This is a genomic window from Gemmobacter nectariphilus DSM 15620, from assembly GCF_000429765.1.
GTDB classification, from domain to species: Bacteria; Pseudomonadota; Alphaproteobacteria; order Rhodobacterales; family Rhodobacteraceae; genus Wagnerdoeblera; species Wagnerdoeblera nectariphila.
The window spans coordinates 622,435-636,682 of sequence record NZ_AUCM01000003.1 but is presented as its reverse complement, the minus strand read 5'-3'; the positions used below and the strand labels follow the sequence as shown (position 1 = coordinate 636,682).

At 65.6% G+C, this 14,248-nt stretch carries 13 protein-coding genes; 3 read left to right on the top strand and 10 right to left on the bottom strand.

Going from position 1 to position 14,248, the window contains the following annotated elements:
* Positions 1-758 (bottom strand): Arm DNA-binding domain-containing protein (locus G481_RS0103045; RefSeq protein WP_028028695.1); only part of this gene is annotated, 758 nt, incomplete at its 3' end.
* Between the two features lie 609 nt (positions 759-1,367).
* Between G481_RS0103045 and G481_RS0103040 the strand changes: the two genes are divergently transcribed.
* Complete coding sequence (locus G481_RS0103040; RefSeq protein ID WP_028028694.1) at positions 1,368-2,807, top strand: IS1182 family transposase; 1,440 nt, start codon at positions 1,368-1,370, stop codon at positions 2,805-2,807.
* Positions 2,808-3,531: 724 nt separating this feature from the next.
* Here the strand turns inward: G481_RS0103040 and G481_RS0103035 are convergent.
* The 7 genes from G481_RS0103035 to mazG all read right to left on the bottom strand — a co-directional run bounded on the left by G481_RS0103035 (position 3,532) and on the right by mazG (position 10,637).
* Positions 3,532-4,197, bottom strand: coding sequence for an SDR family NAD(P)-dependent oxidoreductase (locus tag G481_RS0103035; RefSeq protein ID WP_028028693.1), 666 nt, complete (start codon positions 4,195-4,197; stop codon positions 3,532-3,534).
* A gap of 192 nt (positions 4,198-4,389) precedes the next feature.
* Positions 4,390-5,865 (bottom strand): amidophosphoribosyltransferase, encoded by a 1,476-nt coding sequence (gene purF, locus G481_RS0103030; RefSeq protein ID WP_051294259.1) that lies wholly within the window; start codon positions 5,863-5,865, stop codon positions 4,390-4,392.
* Positions 5,866-5,954: 89 nt separating this feature from the next.
* On the bottom strand, positions 5,955-6,554 hold the full coding sequence (locus G481_RS0103025) for a CvpA family protein (protein WP_028028691.1): 600 nt from the start codon (positions 6,552-6,554) through the stop codon (positions 5,955-5,957).
* Positions 6,555-6,592: 38 nt separating this feature from the next.
* A complete protein-coding gene (radA, locus tag G481_RS0103020) occupies positions 6,593-7,957 on the bottom strand; it encodes a DNA repair protein RadA (protein WP_028028690.1) in 1,365 nt (454 codons plus the stop codon).
* Positions 7,954-8,436, bottom strand: coding sequence for a paraquat-inducible protein A (locus G481_RS0103015; RefSeq protein ID WP_028028689.1), 483 nt, complete (start codon positions 8,434-8,436; stop codon positions 7,954-7,956). Before G481_RS0103015 ends, radA begins: the two co-directional genes overlap by 4 nt.
* A gap of 292 nt (positions 8,437-8,728) precedes the next feature.
* Positions 8,729-9,736 carry a Fe(3+) ABC transporter substrate-binding protein gene (locus G481_RS0103010; protein ID WP_028028688.1) on the bottom strand — a complete coding sequence of 336 codons (1,008 nt, stop codon included), beginning with the start codon at positions 9,734-9,736 and terminating at the stop codon, positions 8,729-8,731.
* 79 nt (positions 9,737-9,815) lie between these two features.
* A complete protein-coding gene (mazG, locus tag G481_RS0103005) occupies positions 9,816-10,637 on the bottom strand; it encodes a nucleoside triphosphate pyrophosphohydrolase (RefSeq protein ID WP_051294258.1) in 822 nt (273 codons plus the stop codon).
* Positions 10,638-10,700: 63 nt separating this feature from the next.
* Between mazG and G481_RS0103000 the strand changes: the two genes are divergently transcribed.
* The gene (locus G481_RS0103000; RefSeq protein ID WP_028028686.1) at positions 10,701-11,864 is read left to right on the top strand and encodes a M20 aminoacylase family protein; all 1,164 of its coding nucleotides are present in this window, start codon (positions 10,701-10,703) and stop codon (positions 11,862-11,864) included.
* A gap of 251 nt (positions 11,865-12,115) precedes the next feature.
* Positions 12,116-12,643, top strand: a complete 528-nt coding sequence (locus G481_RS0102995) for a PRC-barrel domain-containing protein (RefSeq protein ID WP_028028685.1) — start codon at positions 12,116-12,118, stop codon at positions 12,641-12,643.
* A gap of 50 nt (positions 12,644-12,693) precedes the next feature.
* On the opposite strand, the gene G481_RS0102990 is transcribed toward G481_RS0102995, so the two are convergent.
* Positions 12,694-13,770, bottom strand: a complete 1,077-nt coding sequence (locus G481_RS0102990) for a M24 family metallopeptidase (RefSeq protein ID WP_028028684.1) — start codon at positions 13,768-13,770, stop codon at positions 12,694-12,696.
* On the bottom strand, positions 13,767-14,237 hold the full coding sequence (locus tag G481_RS0102985) for a GAF domain-containing protein (protein WP_028028683.1): 471 nt from the start codon (positions 14,235-14,237) through the stop codon (positions 13,767-13,769). The genes G481_RS0102990 and G481_RS0102985 overlap by 4 nt, the downstream gene beginning before the upstream one ends.
* Positions 14,238-14,248: the final 11 nt, after the last annotated feature.

Sequence of the window (14,248 nt, the reverse complement as noted above, 5' to 3'; positions counted from 1 at the left end):
ACCATGGTGGCGAGGTTTTCATCCCGCTCGGCCTTGTCCAGAATCTTACCCATCAACTGATACTCGCTGTGTGTCAGACGCCGGTCGCGAACGCGATCTTTGGGCTTCCTGATGCCATGCGCGACGTTCGTGTCGACGATGCCCGCCTCCGAAGCATAGGTGAGGATACCGCCCAGCAAGCCGACCGCCCGGGTTGCTGTGCCCTGGCCACCCCACAAGATCGTCTTGCCCCTTAGCTTTTTGGTCTTTCGCGTAGCGCGGGTTTTGCCGAGGATGATGTCATTCATCATCTTCGTAACATCCACTTTGGTCAGATCACGCACCCACTTCTTGCCGATCAGCGGGATGATATGCCCATTGATCCGCCCGATATCGGTGGAGACCGTTGATGGTCTCTTGGGCTGCCCACGTTTCCCGAGGATGAGGCCGGCGTGCAGGTCTTCGACGTAGCGCTCACAGAGCTGTTGCACGGTCATGGCCTGTCGGTCTTCGTGGCGCTCTTCGGCCGGATCATCGCCCTGAGCGACGCGCCCTAGCTGGACCTTGGCCTCTCGTCTGGCTGTTTCGGCAGTCCAGATACCGTGGAGGCCAATCGTATAGCGGCGCAACCGTCCGTCACGGCGATACTGGATCACGTAGCTGCGCTTCCCAGAAGCGAAAACACGCAACCCGAAGCCAGGCAGGTCGCTGTCCCAGACGACGTAGTCCTTCTTCTGGCTCTTAACGCTTTCAACCAGCCGTTTTGTGATCTTTGGCATCATCAACCTCGTCATCAGAGCAACTGAGCCGCGTAAGCACCACGTAAGCAGTCGGGCGAAAGCTACGGAGTAGTTGCGGCTACTGGTTTCGACGACGAGCGAGCTTAAACACAAGCGATTTTAATATGTTAGCGTGCCGTGGCGTGCTGCGTCGCGCATTTCGGATAGGCCACGATTAATTGCTCCGAAGGCAGAGGTCACAGGTTCGAATCCTGTCGGGTGCGCCAATCTACATGAAAATTGTCAACAGAGCCAATGGATTGAGCGGAGATCGCATCAAGCTGTTCCATTGCATCCCCCAGTTCTCGCAAGAACAAGCGGGACTGCCAAGGAACAAATCAGGCTGCGGTCAGGTTGCCTTTTGCGACAAAGTGCATCGACCCAGCGGCATCTGCACCGGTTAAGCTGCTAGAGCGAATGCCTCAGCGCTGGGTTTTTTGTGTCCAGCGCCTGATGCGGGCGTCTGGTGTTGTGGAAGCTGATCCAGTCGCCGATGGCGCGGGTCAGAGAATGCTGCGTCCGGTCTCCAGGGCAAGCGGCCGCCATGGGCCGAGGCTGTGTGGAAACTGCTCTCTGTGGTAGACTTCGGCAGGTCAGGCGGAGGCAGGCATGGCGGGTTTCATCGAGGGCGTTGATCGCGGCCAGTCGGTGCTTTTCCCGGATCGGCTGGACGACTGGATCGGAGAAGACAGCCTTGTCCGCGTCGTGGATCTCTTCGTCGAAGAGCTGGATCTGCAGCGTCTTGGTTTCGCCCGCTCGGCCCCCGCGAGGACTGGACGGCCCGGCTATCACCCTGCGGCGCTGCTCAAGCTGTTCATCTATGGCTACCTGAACCGCATCCCGTCGAGCCGCAGGCTGGAGCGCGAGGCTGGGCGCAATGTCGAGGTCATGTGGCTGACCGGCAAGCTCATGCCGGATCACAAGACCATCGCGGACTTCCGGCGCGACAACGGCGTGGGCGTCCGCAAGGTCTGCGCGCAATTCGTCGAGCTTTGCCGCAGGATCGGCACGCTGAAGGGCGATTGCGTGGCCATCGACGGCAGCAAGTTCAAGGCGGTGAACAACCGCGACAAGAATTTCACCAAGGGCAAGATCGTCAGCCGCATCGCCCATCTCGAGGCCGATGTCGACCGCTACATCACCGAGATGATCCGCATCGATCGGCAGGAGGAAGGCGAGGCCAGGGCTGGGAAGGTCGAGCACCTGTCCCGCCGCTATGGCCGCATCCGGCAGGAGATCGCGCGGCTCAAGGAGATGGACAAGGTTTTGGCCGACGCGCCGGACGGCCAGATCTCCCTGACCGACCCCGACGCCCGCTCGATGGCGACCAGCGCGCGGAACAGCGGCTTGGTCGGCTACAATGTGCAGAGTGCTGTCGATGCCGAGACCCATCTCATCGTCGCGCATGAGGTCACCAATCAGGGCTTCGACCGCGAACAGCTCAGCCCGATGGCTATCGCGGCTAAGGCGGCCCTTGCGCGGGACGACCTGCATGCCATCGCCGACAAGGGCTATTTCAGCGGCCCGGAGATCCTCGCCTGCCATGAGGCGGACATCACGACGACCTTGCCGCGGCCGGCCACATCGGGCAATGCGGCCAAGGGCATGTATGTGAAGGCGGACTTCGTCTACGACGCCGAACGGGACGTCTATGTCTGCCCGGCTGGCGAAGACCTGACCTGCCGCTACACGACCGAGGAACGCGGCATCCCGATCCGGCGATACTGGATCAACGGATGCAAGACCTGCCCGCACCGGACCCATTGCACGACCGGCAACGAGCGGCGGATTTCACGCTGGGAGCGCGAGGATCTGGTCGACGACATGGACAGCCGTCTGGGGCGCGACCCAGACTACATGACCCTACGCCGTTGCACCGTCGAGCATCCGTTCGGCACGATCAAGGCGTGGATGGGCGGCACCCATTTCCTGACGCGCAGGCTGAAGAACGTCCGCAGCGAGATGGCACTGAACGTTCTGGCCTACAACATCAAGCGAATGGTCGCCCTGCTCGGCGTCAAAGGGCTGATGCGGGCCATGCAGGGGTGATCTGCATCATTCTGCGCTACGTCGGGCCGACCATCGGACGTCAGAACCCGGTCCCAGACGCGCGGTGAACGCGATGTGCCCTCATTGCGAACCTGATCTCCGGAAATGCTGCGATCACCCACGCCCCTGACGTCGCCGCCGCGTTTCCACACAGCCTCGGCCGCCAGCGTCAATGGAAGGTGCGCTGTCAGATCTCGCCAAACATAAAGACCTACCGCAGGCATGGCTTGAGGATAGCGACAGCGCGGGGTGACAGGGGGCAGCATGGGCCTTGCCCATTTTCATGCGTCCTGCCGGGACCGTCCCGACCTTCGCGTCCGGTCCGATCTTCCCCCATCTTGCGCCGCGCACGTCACCAGAACGCGCGGCGGTCAGGACGAGGAACCCCAGCGCCAGTTTCATGGACGCCCATGCGTCTGTTCCCTGGACTTTGGCGATGCAGGCTGCGACTTCGCCATAGGGAAGAGCCTTGCGATGCGCCTTGCCGCGGGATCGCGCAGAAACAACGGGCAGGGCCAGGACACTTGCCGACCCGGGATTGTCGGCGCGATGGTTTTGGCCGATGGCCATTTCATCACGGCCGAGATACGCGGGATCCGTTTCCGGGCGATCTTGGGTTGCTCATAGCGGATCGCCATGACGGCCGTCCGATGTGGCGGATTGGCTGGTCCATCCGTTCCACCAGCATCTGGCGCGGTGCCGCCGTCCCCGCGGGGGCAGGGGGTCAGAGGATGGAAAGCAGCCTTGCCGCCTCGTCGCGCGGATGGGCGAGGGTGCTGCGGTCCTCGCCGGGGAAAAAGCGGGCGCGGGTGGCGGTGGCCATGGGGGCCGGGGTCTCGATCAGGATGCGCGGGCCGGTGCGCAGGGTTTCGGCCTGCCAGCTGCGGGCCAGCTGGATCTGGGCGGCCTTGGTCGTGCCATAGGCGCCAAAGAACTTCTGTCCGCCGCGCGGGTCGTCCAGGAACAGCGCCGTGCCGCCCGAGGGGGCGGCGCGCAACAGGGGTTCCACCATCGGGATCAGAAGGCCGGTGGCGCGCAGGTTGATCGCGACCGACTTGTCCCAGTCCTTGGGATCGATATGCCCGGCCGGGGCCAGCGGCGCCGCGTGGATCGCGGCATGGACCCACAGATCGACATGGCCCCAGCGGTCGAACACGGACCGGCACAAGTGGCGCATCGCATCATCATTGCCGATGTCCATCGGGGCCAGCGTCAGCGCACCGGCACCGGGCAGGCCAAGCGCCTTGACGCGGTCGTCCACCTCTTCCAGCCCGCCGGTGGTGCGGGCGACGGCCACCACCTGCCAGCCGCGCGCTGCTAGCGTTTCCGCCATGGCAGCGCCAAGGCCGCGCGAGGCGCCGGTGACGAGGGCGATCTTGGGCTGGGTCATGGGATCGGCTTTCGCAGGTTCTGGCACAGAGCGCCGGGGGTTTCACACCCCCGGACCCCCGTGGGATATTTCAGGACAGATGAAAGAAGCGGTGGACGGGCGAGGGGCGCCGCAGTGCGGGTGTGACCTGGCACATGCGGTGCGCGAGGGGGGCCCCCACCGGTCGCGGCCCGCCTCGCAGACGGGGCGGGATCATTCCGCCGCGGTCTTCATCTCGAACCCTTCGGCAAGCTTGTCGGTCGGGGCGATGGGGTATTCCCCCGAGAAACAGGCATCGCAATAGCGCGGGGCGGCAGGATCGCGGCCATTCGGCTCGCCGGCCGCGCGATAGAGCCCGTCCAGCGTGATGAAGCGCAGCGAATCGACGCCGATCCAGTCGCGCATCTCGTCCTCGGTCATGGTGGCGGCGAGGAGTTTCGAGCGTTCGGGTGTGTCGACCCCATAGAAGCAGGGCCAGGCCGTGGGGGGCGAGGCGATGCGGAAATGCACCTCGGCGGCGCCGGCATCCAGGATCATGTCCTTGATCTTGCGGCTGGTGGTGCCGCGCACGACGGAATCGTCGACCAGGATCACCCGCTTGCCACGGATCAGTGACTTGTTGACGTTCAGCTTCAGCCGCACGCCCATGTTGCGGATCGCATCGGTCGGTTCGATGAAGGTGCGGCCCATATACTGGTTGCGCGTGATGCCAAGGCCGAACGGAATGCCCGATTCCGCCGCAAAGCCGATGGCCGCCGGGGTGCCGCTGTCGGGGACCGGGCAGACCAGATCGGCATCCACCGGCGCCTCGCGGGCCAACTCGACGCCGATCTGACGGCGCGTCTCATAGACCGAGCGGCCACCGATGATGCTGTCGGGACGGCTGAAATAGACCTGCTCAAAGATGCAGAACCGAGATTTTGCCGGGGCAAAGGGGCGGGTGGACTGCACGACGCCATCCTCGATCACCACCATCTCGCCCGGTTCGATCTCGCGTTCGAAATCGGCACCGATGATGTCCAGCGCGCAGGTCTCGGACGCCAGAACCCAGCCCTCGCCCAGACGGCCAAGGACCAGCGGGCGCACGCCCAGCGGGTCGCGCACCCCCATCAGCTTGGTGCGGGTCATGGCGATCACTGAAAAGGCGCCTTCGACCAGGCGCAGCGCGTCTTTCAGCCGCTCTGCCTGGGTCTTCTGCATGGACCGCGCCATCAGGTGGATGATGCATTCGCTGTCCGAGGACGACTGGAAGATCGCCCCGCGCTCGATCAGATCCTTGCGCAGGCGGGCAGCGTTGGTCAGGTTGCCGTTATGCGCGATGGCACAGCCGCCAATGGCGAATTCGCCGAAAAAGGGCTGCACGTCGCGGATGGCCGTCGCGCCCTTGGACCCTGCGGTCGAATAGCGCACATGGCCGATGGCCAGCGTGCCGGGCAGGGTGGCCATGACATCGGCACGGGTGAAGTTGTCGCGCACATAGCCAAAGCGGCGGGCCGAGTTGAACCCGTCGACCGGGTCATAGGAGACGATGCCCCCCGCCTCTTGTCCGCGATGTTGCAGGGCATGAAGGCCAAGGGCCACGAAATTCGCGGCATCGGCCAGGCCGATCGCGCCGAAAATCCCGCATTCCTCCTTCAGCTTGTCGCCATCAGCAAGACAGTCGAAGGGGGTGCCGGGCAGCAGTGTCATGGGAGGGCTCCGAATCCGCGCGTCGCTCGCGCCCTCCTTAACGCCTTGTCACCCGGCTGTCACGTCACGACTGCCGCATTGCGGCACGATCAGTTGCCGCTGGCCGGCGCGGTGGTCGCGGCCGGTGCCGTCCGGAGGGCCGAGCAATCGCCCATCAGGTTTTCATATTGCTGCACGATCCAGCCGGGCGCATCGGACGGGATCTTGCTTTCCAGCGATTGCTGGAACGAGGCGAACACCTTGGCTGACCGCGAATTGTCCACCATGGGAATGGAATTCGAGGCAATCGCGCGGTCGTAGACCACAAAGGCCACCGCCACCAGAATGACGCCGCGCAGCACCCCGAACAGGAAGCCAAGGCCCTGATCGACGCCCCCCAGCACCGAGCGTTGCACCAGCGAGGAAAACAGCGGCGTGAACAGCGCCATCAGGATAAGGCCGACCGCAAAGACCGCTGCAAAGGCCGCAAGGCGCGACAGCTCGCAACTGTCGCGCAGGAACTCGCCCACCACCGGCAGCTCGCGGATCAGCGGCTCGGCCTGCGCGGCAAAGACAAAGGCCAGCACCGCGGCACCGATCCAGCCTGCAATCGCCAGCACCTCGCGCACCAGCCCCCGCGAATAGGCAAGGATCGCCGACAGCACGATGACGACGGCGACCACCGCGTCGATCAGGGTGAAGCCTTCCATACACAAACTCCCCGAGGGACGATGCCCCCTGTGGCCGGTCAACCCGCGCCGAACATTTCGCCCACGACCGCCGTCAGGTCGGCCATTTCACGCACCCTTATTCCGTCAACAGCGCCAAGGCGCGAGCGGGCAGGCACGACCGCCTGTGAGAAACCAAGTTTCTGCGCCTCTTTCAACCGATTTTCCGTCTGGCCGACGGGTCGCAAGGCACCCGACAGGGAAATCTCTCCGAAAAGCACCATGTCGGGCGGCAGGGCCACATCCTCGCGCGCCGACAAAAGCGCGGCAGCGACGGCAAGGTCAGCCGCAGGTTCCGCCACCCGCAGGCCCCCGGCCACATTCAGGAACACATCCATGCCGGCAAAGGGAATGCCGCACCGCGCCTCAAGCACGGCCAGAATGGTGGACAATCGCCCCGAATCAAGACCGACCACCGTGCGCCGCGGCGATCCGGGCGGGGCCGGGGCGACCAGGGCCTGAATCTCGGTCAGCACCGGGCGTGTGCCCTCGATCCCGGCAAAGACCGCCGATCCCGGTGCCGGCGCATCGCGCGAAGACAGGAACAGCGCCGAAGGGTTCGCGACCTCAGAAAGGCCCGCGCCGGTCATCTCGAAGACGCCGATCTCGTCGGCAGGGCCAAAACGGTTCTTGACGCTGCGCAGGATGCGGAACTGGTGCCCGCGCTCGCCCTCGAAGTACAGCACGGTATCGACCATATGCTCGACCACCCGCGGCCCGGCGATCTGGCCTTCCTTGGTGACATGGCCGACCAGAATCACCGCAACACCCCGGCGCTTGGCAAAGGTCACCAGCTCATGGGCGGCGGCGCGCACCTGGCTGACCGATCCGGGCGCGCTGTCCACCGTATCGAGCCACATCGTCTGGATCGAATCGATCACCGCCAGCGCCGGGCGCTCGGCATCCAGCGTGGTCAGGATGTCGCGCAGCGCCGTCTCGGCGCCCAGCTGCACCGGCGCATCCGCCAGCCCCAGCCGCTGCGCCCGCATCCGCACCTGGGCCGATGCCTCCTCGCCGGATATATACAGCACCTTGGCGCCTGCCCGGGCAAAGCTGGCCGTGGCCTGCAACAGCAGCGTGGATTTGCCGATCCCCGGATCGCCCCCCACCAGAATGGCCGAGGCCGGAACCAGCCCGCCCCCCAGCACGCGGTCGAACTCGCCCATCCCGCTGGCCAGGCGCGGCAGCGGCGCATCTTCGCCGGCCAGATCGGTCAGCGGCACGGTCTTGCCCCGGGCGGTCAGCGCCTTGGGGCCCGGCCCCTTGGACAGCGGCGCCTCCTCGACGATGCTGTTCCAGGCGCCGCAGGCGTCGCACCGCCCGGCCCATTTGCGATAGCTCGCACCGCATTCGGTGCAGGTGAAACTGGCGGCTGTCTTGCTCATGCGCCCGTTGTGCCAATCCCGTGTGGCCGGGGCAAGCGCCCCATGGCCAGCGAGGCCCCAAGCGATCCCAGCACCGCCCCGGTATAGGCCCAAAGCCCCCATTGCGGGGTGATCGTGCCCGCGTCGATCCCCTTGAACAGCGCCATGTAGACCACGATCAGGAACACATCCGCCATGGCCAGCCGCCCCAGCAACCATAGCGCGCCCTCGGCCCGCGGTGACAAAAGGCCGGTCAGCATCAGACCCATGCCCAGCAGCTTCAGCAAAGGCGCCGCCAGCGTCAGGAAACTCAGCACCAGCGCCAGCCCCGGCGCCTCGGCCCACAGCGATTGCAGCGTCGAGATCAGCGACACATCCGTCCCCGACGCCCAGAATGCCAGCTTCACCTTGACCGTCATCAGCGGCGCGAACCAGGCGACCGGAAAGGCGATGGCCAGACCGGCAATGGCAGCCAGCACAAGCGAACGGGCAAGGGTCATGCGATCCTCCAGCAATGCCTCCTCCTTAAAAGGCGTGCACGCGATCGTCCATGCCGCGCCGCCATCCGCCCGGAACTGCCCGCTCCTTTCCCTTTGCCTTTTTCCAAATACCCCCGCCGGAGGCACGCCGCGCGGCACGCGCGGCGCCCGGCCCAAGGTCTTGTGCCGCCCCCCAGGGCGGCGCAAGACTGCGGGAGCGCATCCCTCGCGGCCCGGCCATTGCCGCGATCAGACCATGAAAAACCCCGCCGGCCTGCGCCAGCGGGGGGAACTCATGCTGTGTGCACCGGCCTCAGTCGTCGTAGCCGACTTCTTCCATGATCTTCAGCGCGGTCGGGCGCAGTTTGGCCAGGTCGGTCAGATCGATCGTATCGGGCGTGAAGCTGCCCCAGTTTTCCACCAGCTCGGACAGTTTCGCGCCGGGCAGCACCGGATATTCGGTGTTCTTCTCGGCATAGATCGCCTGCGCCTCGGGCGAGACCAGGAACTCCATCAGCTTCTGCGCGGCTGCCTTGTTCGGGGCCGCTTTCGTCATCGCGATGCCGGACACGTTCACATGCGTGCCGCCATTTTCAAAGGTCGGAAAGACGATGCGCACCGAATCGGCCCAGGCCTTCTGTTCGGGGTCGGCCAGCATGGCCCCCATGTAATAGGTGTTGGTCAGGCTGATGTCGCATTCGCCGGCCCAGACCGCCTTGACCTGGCTGCGATCGTTGCCTTCGGGCTTGCGGGCAAGGTTTGCCTTGACGCCGGCCGCCCACTCCTTGGCCGCCGCCTCGCCATGATGCGCGATCACGGCTGCCAGCAGGGCAAGGTTATAGTCATGCACGCCGGCGCGGGTGCAGATCCGGCCCTTCCACTTGTCCGAGGCCAGATCCTCATAGGTCGTGACCTCGCCGTCCTTCACGCGCTCTTTCGAGGCAAAGACGACACGCGCGCGCGTCGTCAGCGCGAACCACAGATCGTCGGGGCTGCGCAGGTTGGCCGGGATCGAGTCCTTCAGAACCTTGCTGTCCACCGGCTGCAGGACACCGGCCTCGACGATCTGGTTCAGGTTGGCAATGTCGACCGTCATCACCAGATCCGCCGGCGAGCGATCGCCCTCGGACTTCAACCGCTCGACCAGACCTTTTTCGACAAAGGCCAGGTTGACCGCGATTCCGGTTTCCTTGGTGAAGGCGTCCATCACCGGCTCGATCAGGAACGCCTGACGGGTGGTATAGACATTCACCTCGTCGGCCAGGGCGGGCGCTGCGGCCAGAACGGCGGCGGTTGCAAGCAGTTTGATACGGATCGACATGAGGGCCTCCTCTTGGGTCTTTCCTGGCATTAACCTGACTTATTCACTCAGGTCAATATATTTGAGAAAAACACTCAAGCTATTTGGCGGCGCGATCTGCGGCGCGGATCTCGTTCCAGTAGCCGTCCATCTCCTCCAGCGTGCTGTCCTCGGGGCGCTTGCCCTGTTCGGCCAGCCGCGCCTCGATATGGGCAAAGCGGCGGGTGAACTTGGCATTTGCAGCGCGCAGCGCCGCTTCGGGGTCGATCTTCAGATGCCGGGCCAGGTTGGCCATCACGAACATCAGATCCCCGTATTCCTCGGCCAGCGCCTCGGGCGTCAATGTGTCGCGCGCCTCGACCAGCTCGCGCGCCTCTTCGGCCACCTTGTCGACCACCTGCGCCACCTCGGGCCAGTCAAAGCCCACCCGCGCCGCGCGTGCCTGCAGCTTGACCGCGCGCGTCAGCGCAGGCAGGCCAAGCGCCACCCCGTCCAGCACCCCGGCGCGGCCCCGCTCGCGCGCCTTCAGCGCCTCCCAGTCGGCGGTCTGCTGCTCGGGTGTCTTGTCGCGGCTTTCGGATCCGAACACATGGGGATGGCGCGCGACCATCTTGTCGCTGATGGCGCGCACGACGGCGGCAAAATCAAAGCGGCCGTCTTCCTCGGCCATCCGGGCATGAAACACCACCTGCAACAGCAGATCGCCCAATTCGCCGGGCAATTCGTCCCAGGCCTCGCGGGCGATGGCATCGGCCACCTCGTGCGCCTCTTCGATCGTATAGGGGGCGATGGTGGCGAAGCTCTGTTCGAGATCCCAGGGACAGCCGCTTTCGGGGTCGCGCAGCGCCGCCATGATCGCCAGCAGCCGCGCGATCCCGGCTTCGGGGTCGAAGATGATCGGATCGTGACCGGCTGCGGGCATTGCGGCTTCCTTGGTTTTCGGGTTCTGTCAGGGATTATCCGGGAACAGCCACAGGAGTCCATGATGCCCGTCCTCAACCGCATTGCCGGCTACGCCGCCGAGATGAAGGCCTGGAGACGGCATCTGCACGCCCATCCGGAACTCGGCTTCGAGTGCCATGCAACTGCGGCCTATATCACCGAGCGCCTGCGCGAGATCGGGGTGGACGAAATCCACACCGGCATTGCCAGCACCGGGATCGTGGCAATCATCGACGGGCAGGGACCGGGGCCGACCATCGGCCTGCGCGCCGACATGGACGCCCTGCCGATCGAGGAAACCAGCGGTGTCGCCCATGCCAGCACCGTTCCGGGCCGCGCGCATTCGTGCGGGCATGACGGGCATGTCACCATGCTGCTGGGCGCGGCGAAATACCTGGCCGAGACGCGCCGTTTCGCCGGCCGGGTCGCGCTGATCTTTCAGCCTGCCGAGGAAGATGGCGGTGGCGGCGAGGTGATGGTGAAGGAAGGCATCATGGATCGCTTCGGCATCTCGCAGGTCTATGGCATCCACAATGCGCCCAATGTGCCCTTTGGCAAGTTCATCACGACGCCGGGGCCGATCATGGCCGCGGTCGATACCGCCTGGGTGCGGCTGCGCGGGCGCGGCGGGCATGGTGCGACCCCGCATGAAACGGTGGACCCGATCATCGCCGCCGTCGGCATGATCGGCGCGCTGCAATCCATTGTCTCGCGCAACACCTCGGCCATCGACAGCCTGGTGATCTCGGTCACGCAGATCCATTCCGGCACGGCCTCGAACATCATCCCCGAGGAGGCGTGGTTCTGCGCCACGATCCGCAGCTTTACCCCCGCCGTCCGCGATCTGGCCGAACGGCGGTTCCGCGAGCTGATCAACGGCCATGCCTCGGCCTATGGGGTGGTGGCCGAGCTGGTCTATGAACGCGGCTATCCGCCCACCGTCAACCATGCCGAGGAAACCGAATTCGCCGCCAGCGTCGCGCGCGAGGTGTCGGGCGAGACGCTGGTCGATGCCCGCGCCGACCGCGAGATGGGGGCAGAGGATTTCAGCTACATGCTGGAAGCGCGACCCGGCGCCTATCTGTTCCTGGGCACCGGACCTGGCGCAGGGCTGCATCATGCCGCCTTCGACTTCAACGACGATGCGGCGCCGGTCGGGGCGTCCTTCTTTGCAACGCTGGTCGAACGGGCCCAGCCCCTGGCCTGAGCCGCAGCACCTTGCAACCCATGCGGGCGGCCCCTTGGGCCGCCCGTTTTGCATCTGGCATCATGGTTCCGCGCTTTTTCGTGCCTTGGCAAAGCCTTGCGCATGGATGTTGCGCGTTTCGGCGGTGGCCCGCCAAAACCGCCGGTTTCGCGGCAAACGGGAAAATCCCTGGATCCGGGTGATGGGCGGGGCGTTGTTCCGACATGCATGAGCAAGACCGTTCGTGCGACGCAAGACCAAAGGAGTTACCCATGAAACGTCAAGCTTCGCTTCTGATCGCTTCGGCGCTGCTGCTCTCGGCCCCCGCGTTCGCTCAGACCGCAACCGTCTCGGGCGGGACCGGGGCCGAGGTGTCGGTCGGCACGACCGGCGCCGGGGTTTCGGCCGGGACCAGCGCGGATGCCACCACCGGCACCGGGGCTGTCATCTCTGGCACCGCGGGCGCCGATGTTGCCGCGACCATGGCCGCACCCCAAGGCTTTGTCGCGGTGCCCGATGTGGCTGCCATCACTGCCGAGCAGATGCAGGGCATCGAGGTCAAGGGCCCCGAGGGCGACACGATTGGCGAAATCGCCGATGTCGAACTGGGCGCCGATGGTCGGGCCATGGGTCTGATTGCCGATGTCGGCGGCTTTCTGGGGATGGGCGAGCACCGCGTGAAGCTGAGCTTCGATCAGGTGGCCGTGTTCTCGAACGCCGATGGCGAGCTGATCGCCATGTCGGACCTGACCGAGGAGCAGCTCAAGGCGATGCCGGAATATGAGGCGCCCAAGACCTGACCCGAACGGGTCTGACAGAGGGGGCCCGGCCGCAAGGCCGGGCCCTTTGCTCAGGCGATATGCAGATCGCGGGGCAGGCCCGACAGGATGCGCACGCCGGTTGCGGTGACGACCGCCACTTCCTCGAGCCGGATGCCGAAGCGGCCGGGCAGGTAGATGCCGGGCTCGACGGTAAAGACCATGCCTTCTTCCAGCAGCAGATCGTTGGTGCCGGTCATGTAGGGCGGCTCGTGGACCTCGGATCCCAGGCCATGGCCGGTGCGATGGGTGAAATAATCGCCATAGCCCGCCGCCACGATCACCCCGCGCGCGGCCTTGTCCACCGCGCTCGCCGCAACGCCCGGGCGGATCGCGGCCAGCGCGGCCTCGACGGCGGCATTCACCACGGCATGAACCTCGGCATAGCCTTCGGGCGGCGCACCAAGACAGGCCATGCGGGTGATGTCGGAATTATAGCCCGCCTTGGCCCCGCCGATATCGCAGACGATGGGCTGGCCGGGCCGCACCTCGGTGCTGCCGGTATGGTGATGCGGGAACGAGGAATTCACCCCGGCCCCGACAATGGCAAAGGTCGGCTGGGCCCCTTCGGCGGCAAAGGCCGCGCGGGCGATTGCGGCCAGTTCGGATTCCGTGATGCCATCGCGGATCCCCGCGCGCAGGGCGGCCTGAGCCTTGTCGGCAATGCGGGCGTTTTCCTCCAGCGCCGCCAACTCGGCCGCGTCCTTGATCATCCGCAGCGCGCCGACCGTTTCAGCGGCAAAGCCGCGCGCGCAGTTCTGCAGGTTGTCGAGCAGCAGCAGCGCGTGGTCGGCCCGCATCGCCTCGTCCAGCGAGATGCGGGCAGGCGCGGGCGCCACCGCATCCAGCGCGGCCTGTACGGCAGCGACGGGGCCGGTGGCATCGGCCCAGTCCCAGAACGGCAGGTCTGTGTGCTGGCGCGCATCGCCCGCGTTCAGCACCGGCATGACAAAGCCTGCCTTTTCGGGGCCGACCAGCAGGATGCAGGCGCGCTCATCGGGGTGGGGGGCAAAGCCCAGCAGCCACTGCATATGTGCCCCCGGCGCCAGCGCCACCAGCGAGGTGCCGGTCGCCGCCATGCGCTCGCGCAGACGGTCCAGCCGGGTCATGCTGCATCCCCCATGGGAACCTGCGCCATGGCGGCCAGAAGGGCGGGGCGGTGTGCCTCGACCAGGGCGACAAAATCGGCCGCGACCTGCGGGGTGAAGTGGTTTTCCTTGTCCAGAATGTTCACCGTGCCCACGACCTGACCACCTTTCAGCACCGGGATGTTCATGGCCGAGGCGCAGCCGATCGCGGTGATGGTTTCGTGATCCGCGAAATAGCGCGCGAATTCGGGCGTCGTATTGGCGATGAAGGGCTGGCCGCGCCCGATCACCAGATCGGACCATTCGCTGCCGTTCCCGCCCATCTTCTTGGTCGCGGTCGTCGGATATTCCACCGGATGCGAGGTATAGCCGCGCCGCACAAGGCCTGCGGCCCGGTCCATCACCGTGACGGTGAACAGCTTGGCGCCATGGGCAGCCGCAGCCGCCTTGTGAAGGGCCGCGAAGACGGCGTCGGGGGTATCGGTCATGTCTGGGGGTC

Excerpts from the sequence above, each read along its gene's own strand:
- G481_RS0103040 (WP_028028694.1), top strand. The coding sequence starts at position 1,368 with ATGGCGGGTTTCATCGAGGGCGTTGATCGCGGCCAGTCGGTGCTTTTC.
- G481_RS0103035 (WP_028028693.1), bottom strand. The coding sequence starts at position 4,197 with ATGACCCAGCCCAAGATCGCCCTCGTCACCGGCGCCTCGCGCGGCCTT.
- purF (WP_051294259.1), bottom strand. The coding sequence starts at position 5,865 with ATGACACTGCTGCCCGGCACCCCCTTCGACTGTCTTGCTGATGGCGAC.
- G481_RS0103025 (WP_028028691.1), bottom strand. The coding sequence starts at position 6,554 with ATGGAAGGCTTCACCCTGATCGACGCGGTGGTCGCCGTCGTCATCGTG.
- radA (WP_028028690.1), bottom strand. The coding sequence starts at position 7,957 with ATGAGCAAGACAGCCGCCAGTTTCACCTGCACCGAATGCGGTGCGAGC.
- G481_RS0103015 (WP_028028689.1), bottom strand. The coding sequence starts at position 8,436 with ATGACCCTTGCCCGTTCGCTTGTGCTGGCTGCCATTGCCGGTCTGGCC.
- G481_RS0103010 (WP_028028688.1), bottom strand. The coding sequence starts at position 9,736 with ATGTCGATCCGTATCAAACTGCTTGCAACCGCCGCCGTTCTGGCCGCA.
- mazG (WP_051294258.1), bottom strand. The coding sequence starts at position 10,637 with ATGCCCGCAGCCGGTCACGATCCGATCATCTTCGACCCCGAAGCCGGG.
- G481_RS0103000 (WP_028028686.1), top strand. The coding sequence starts at position 10,701 with ATGCCCGTCCTCAACCGCATTGCCGGCTACGCCGCCGAGATGAAGGCC.
- G481_RS0102995 (WP_028028685.1), top strand. The coding sequence starts at position 12,116 with ATGAAACGTCAAGCTTCGCTTCTGATCGCTTCGGCGCTGCTGCTCTCG.
- G481_RS0102990 (WP_028028684.1), bottom strand. The coding sequence starts at position 13,770 with ATGACCCGGCTGGACCGTCTGCGCGAGCGCATGGCGGCGACCGGCACC.
- G481_RS0102985 (WP_028028683.1), bottom strand. The coding sequence starts at position 14,237 with ATGACCGATACCCCCGACGCCGTCTTCGCGGCCCTTCACAAGGCGGCT.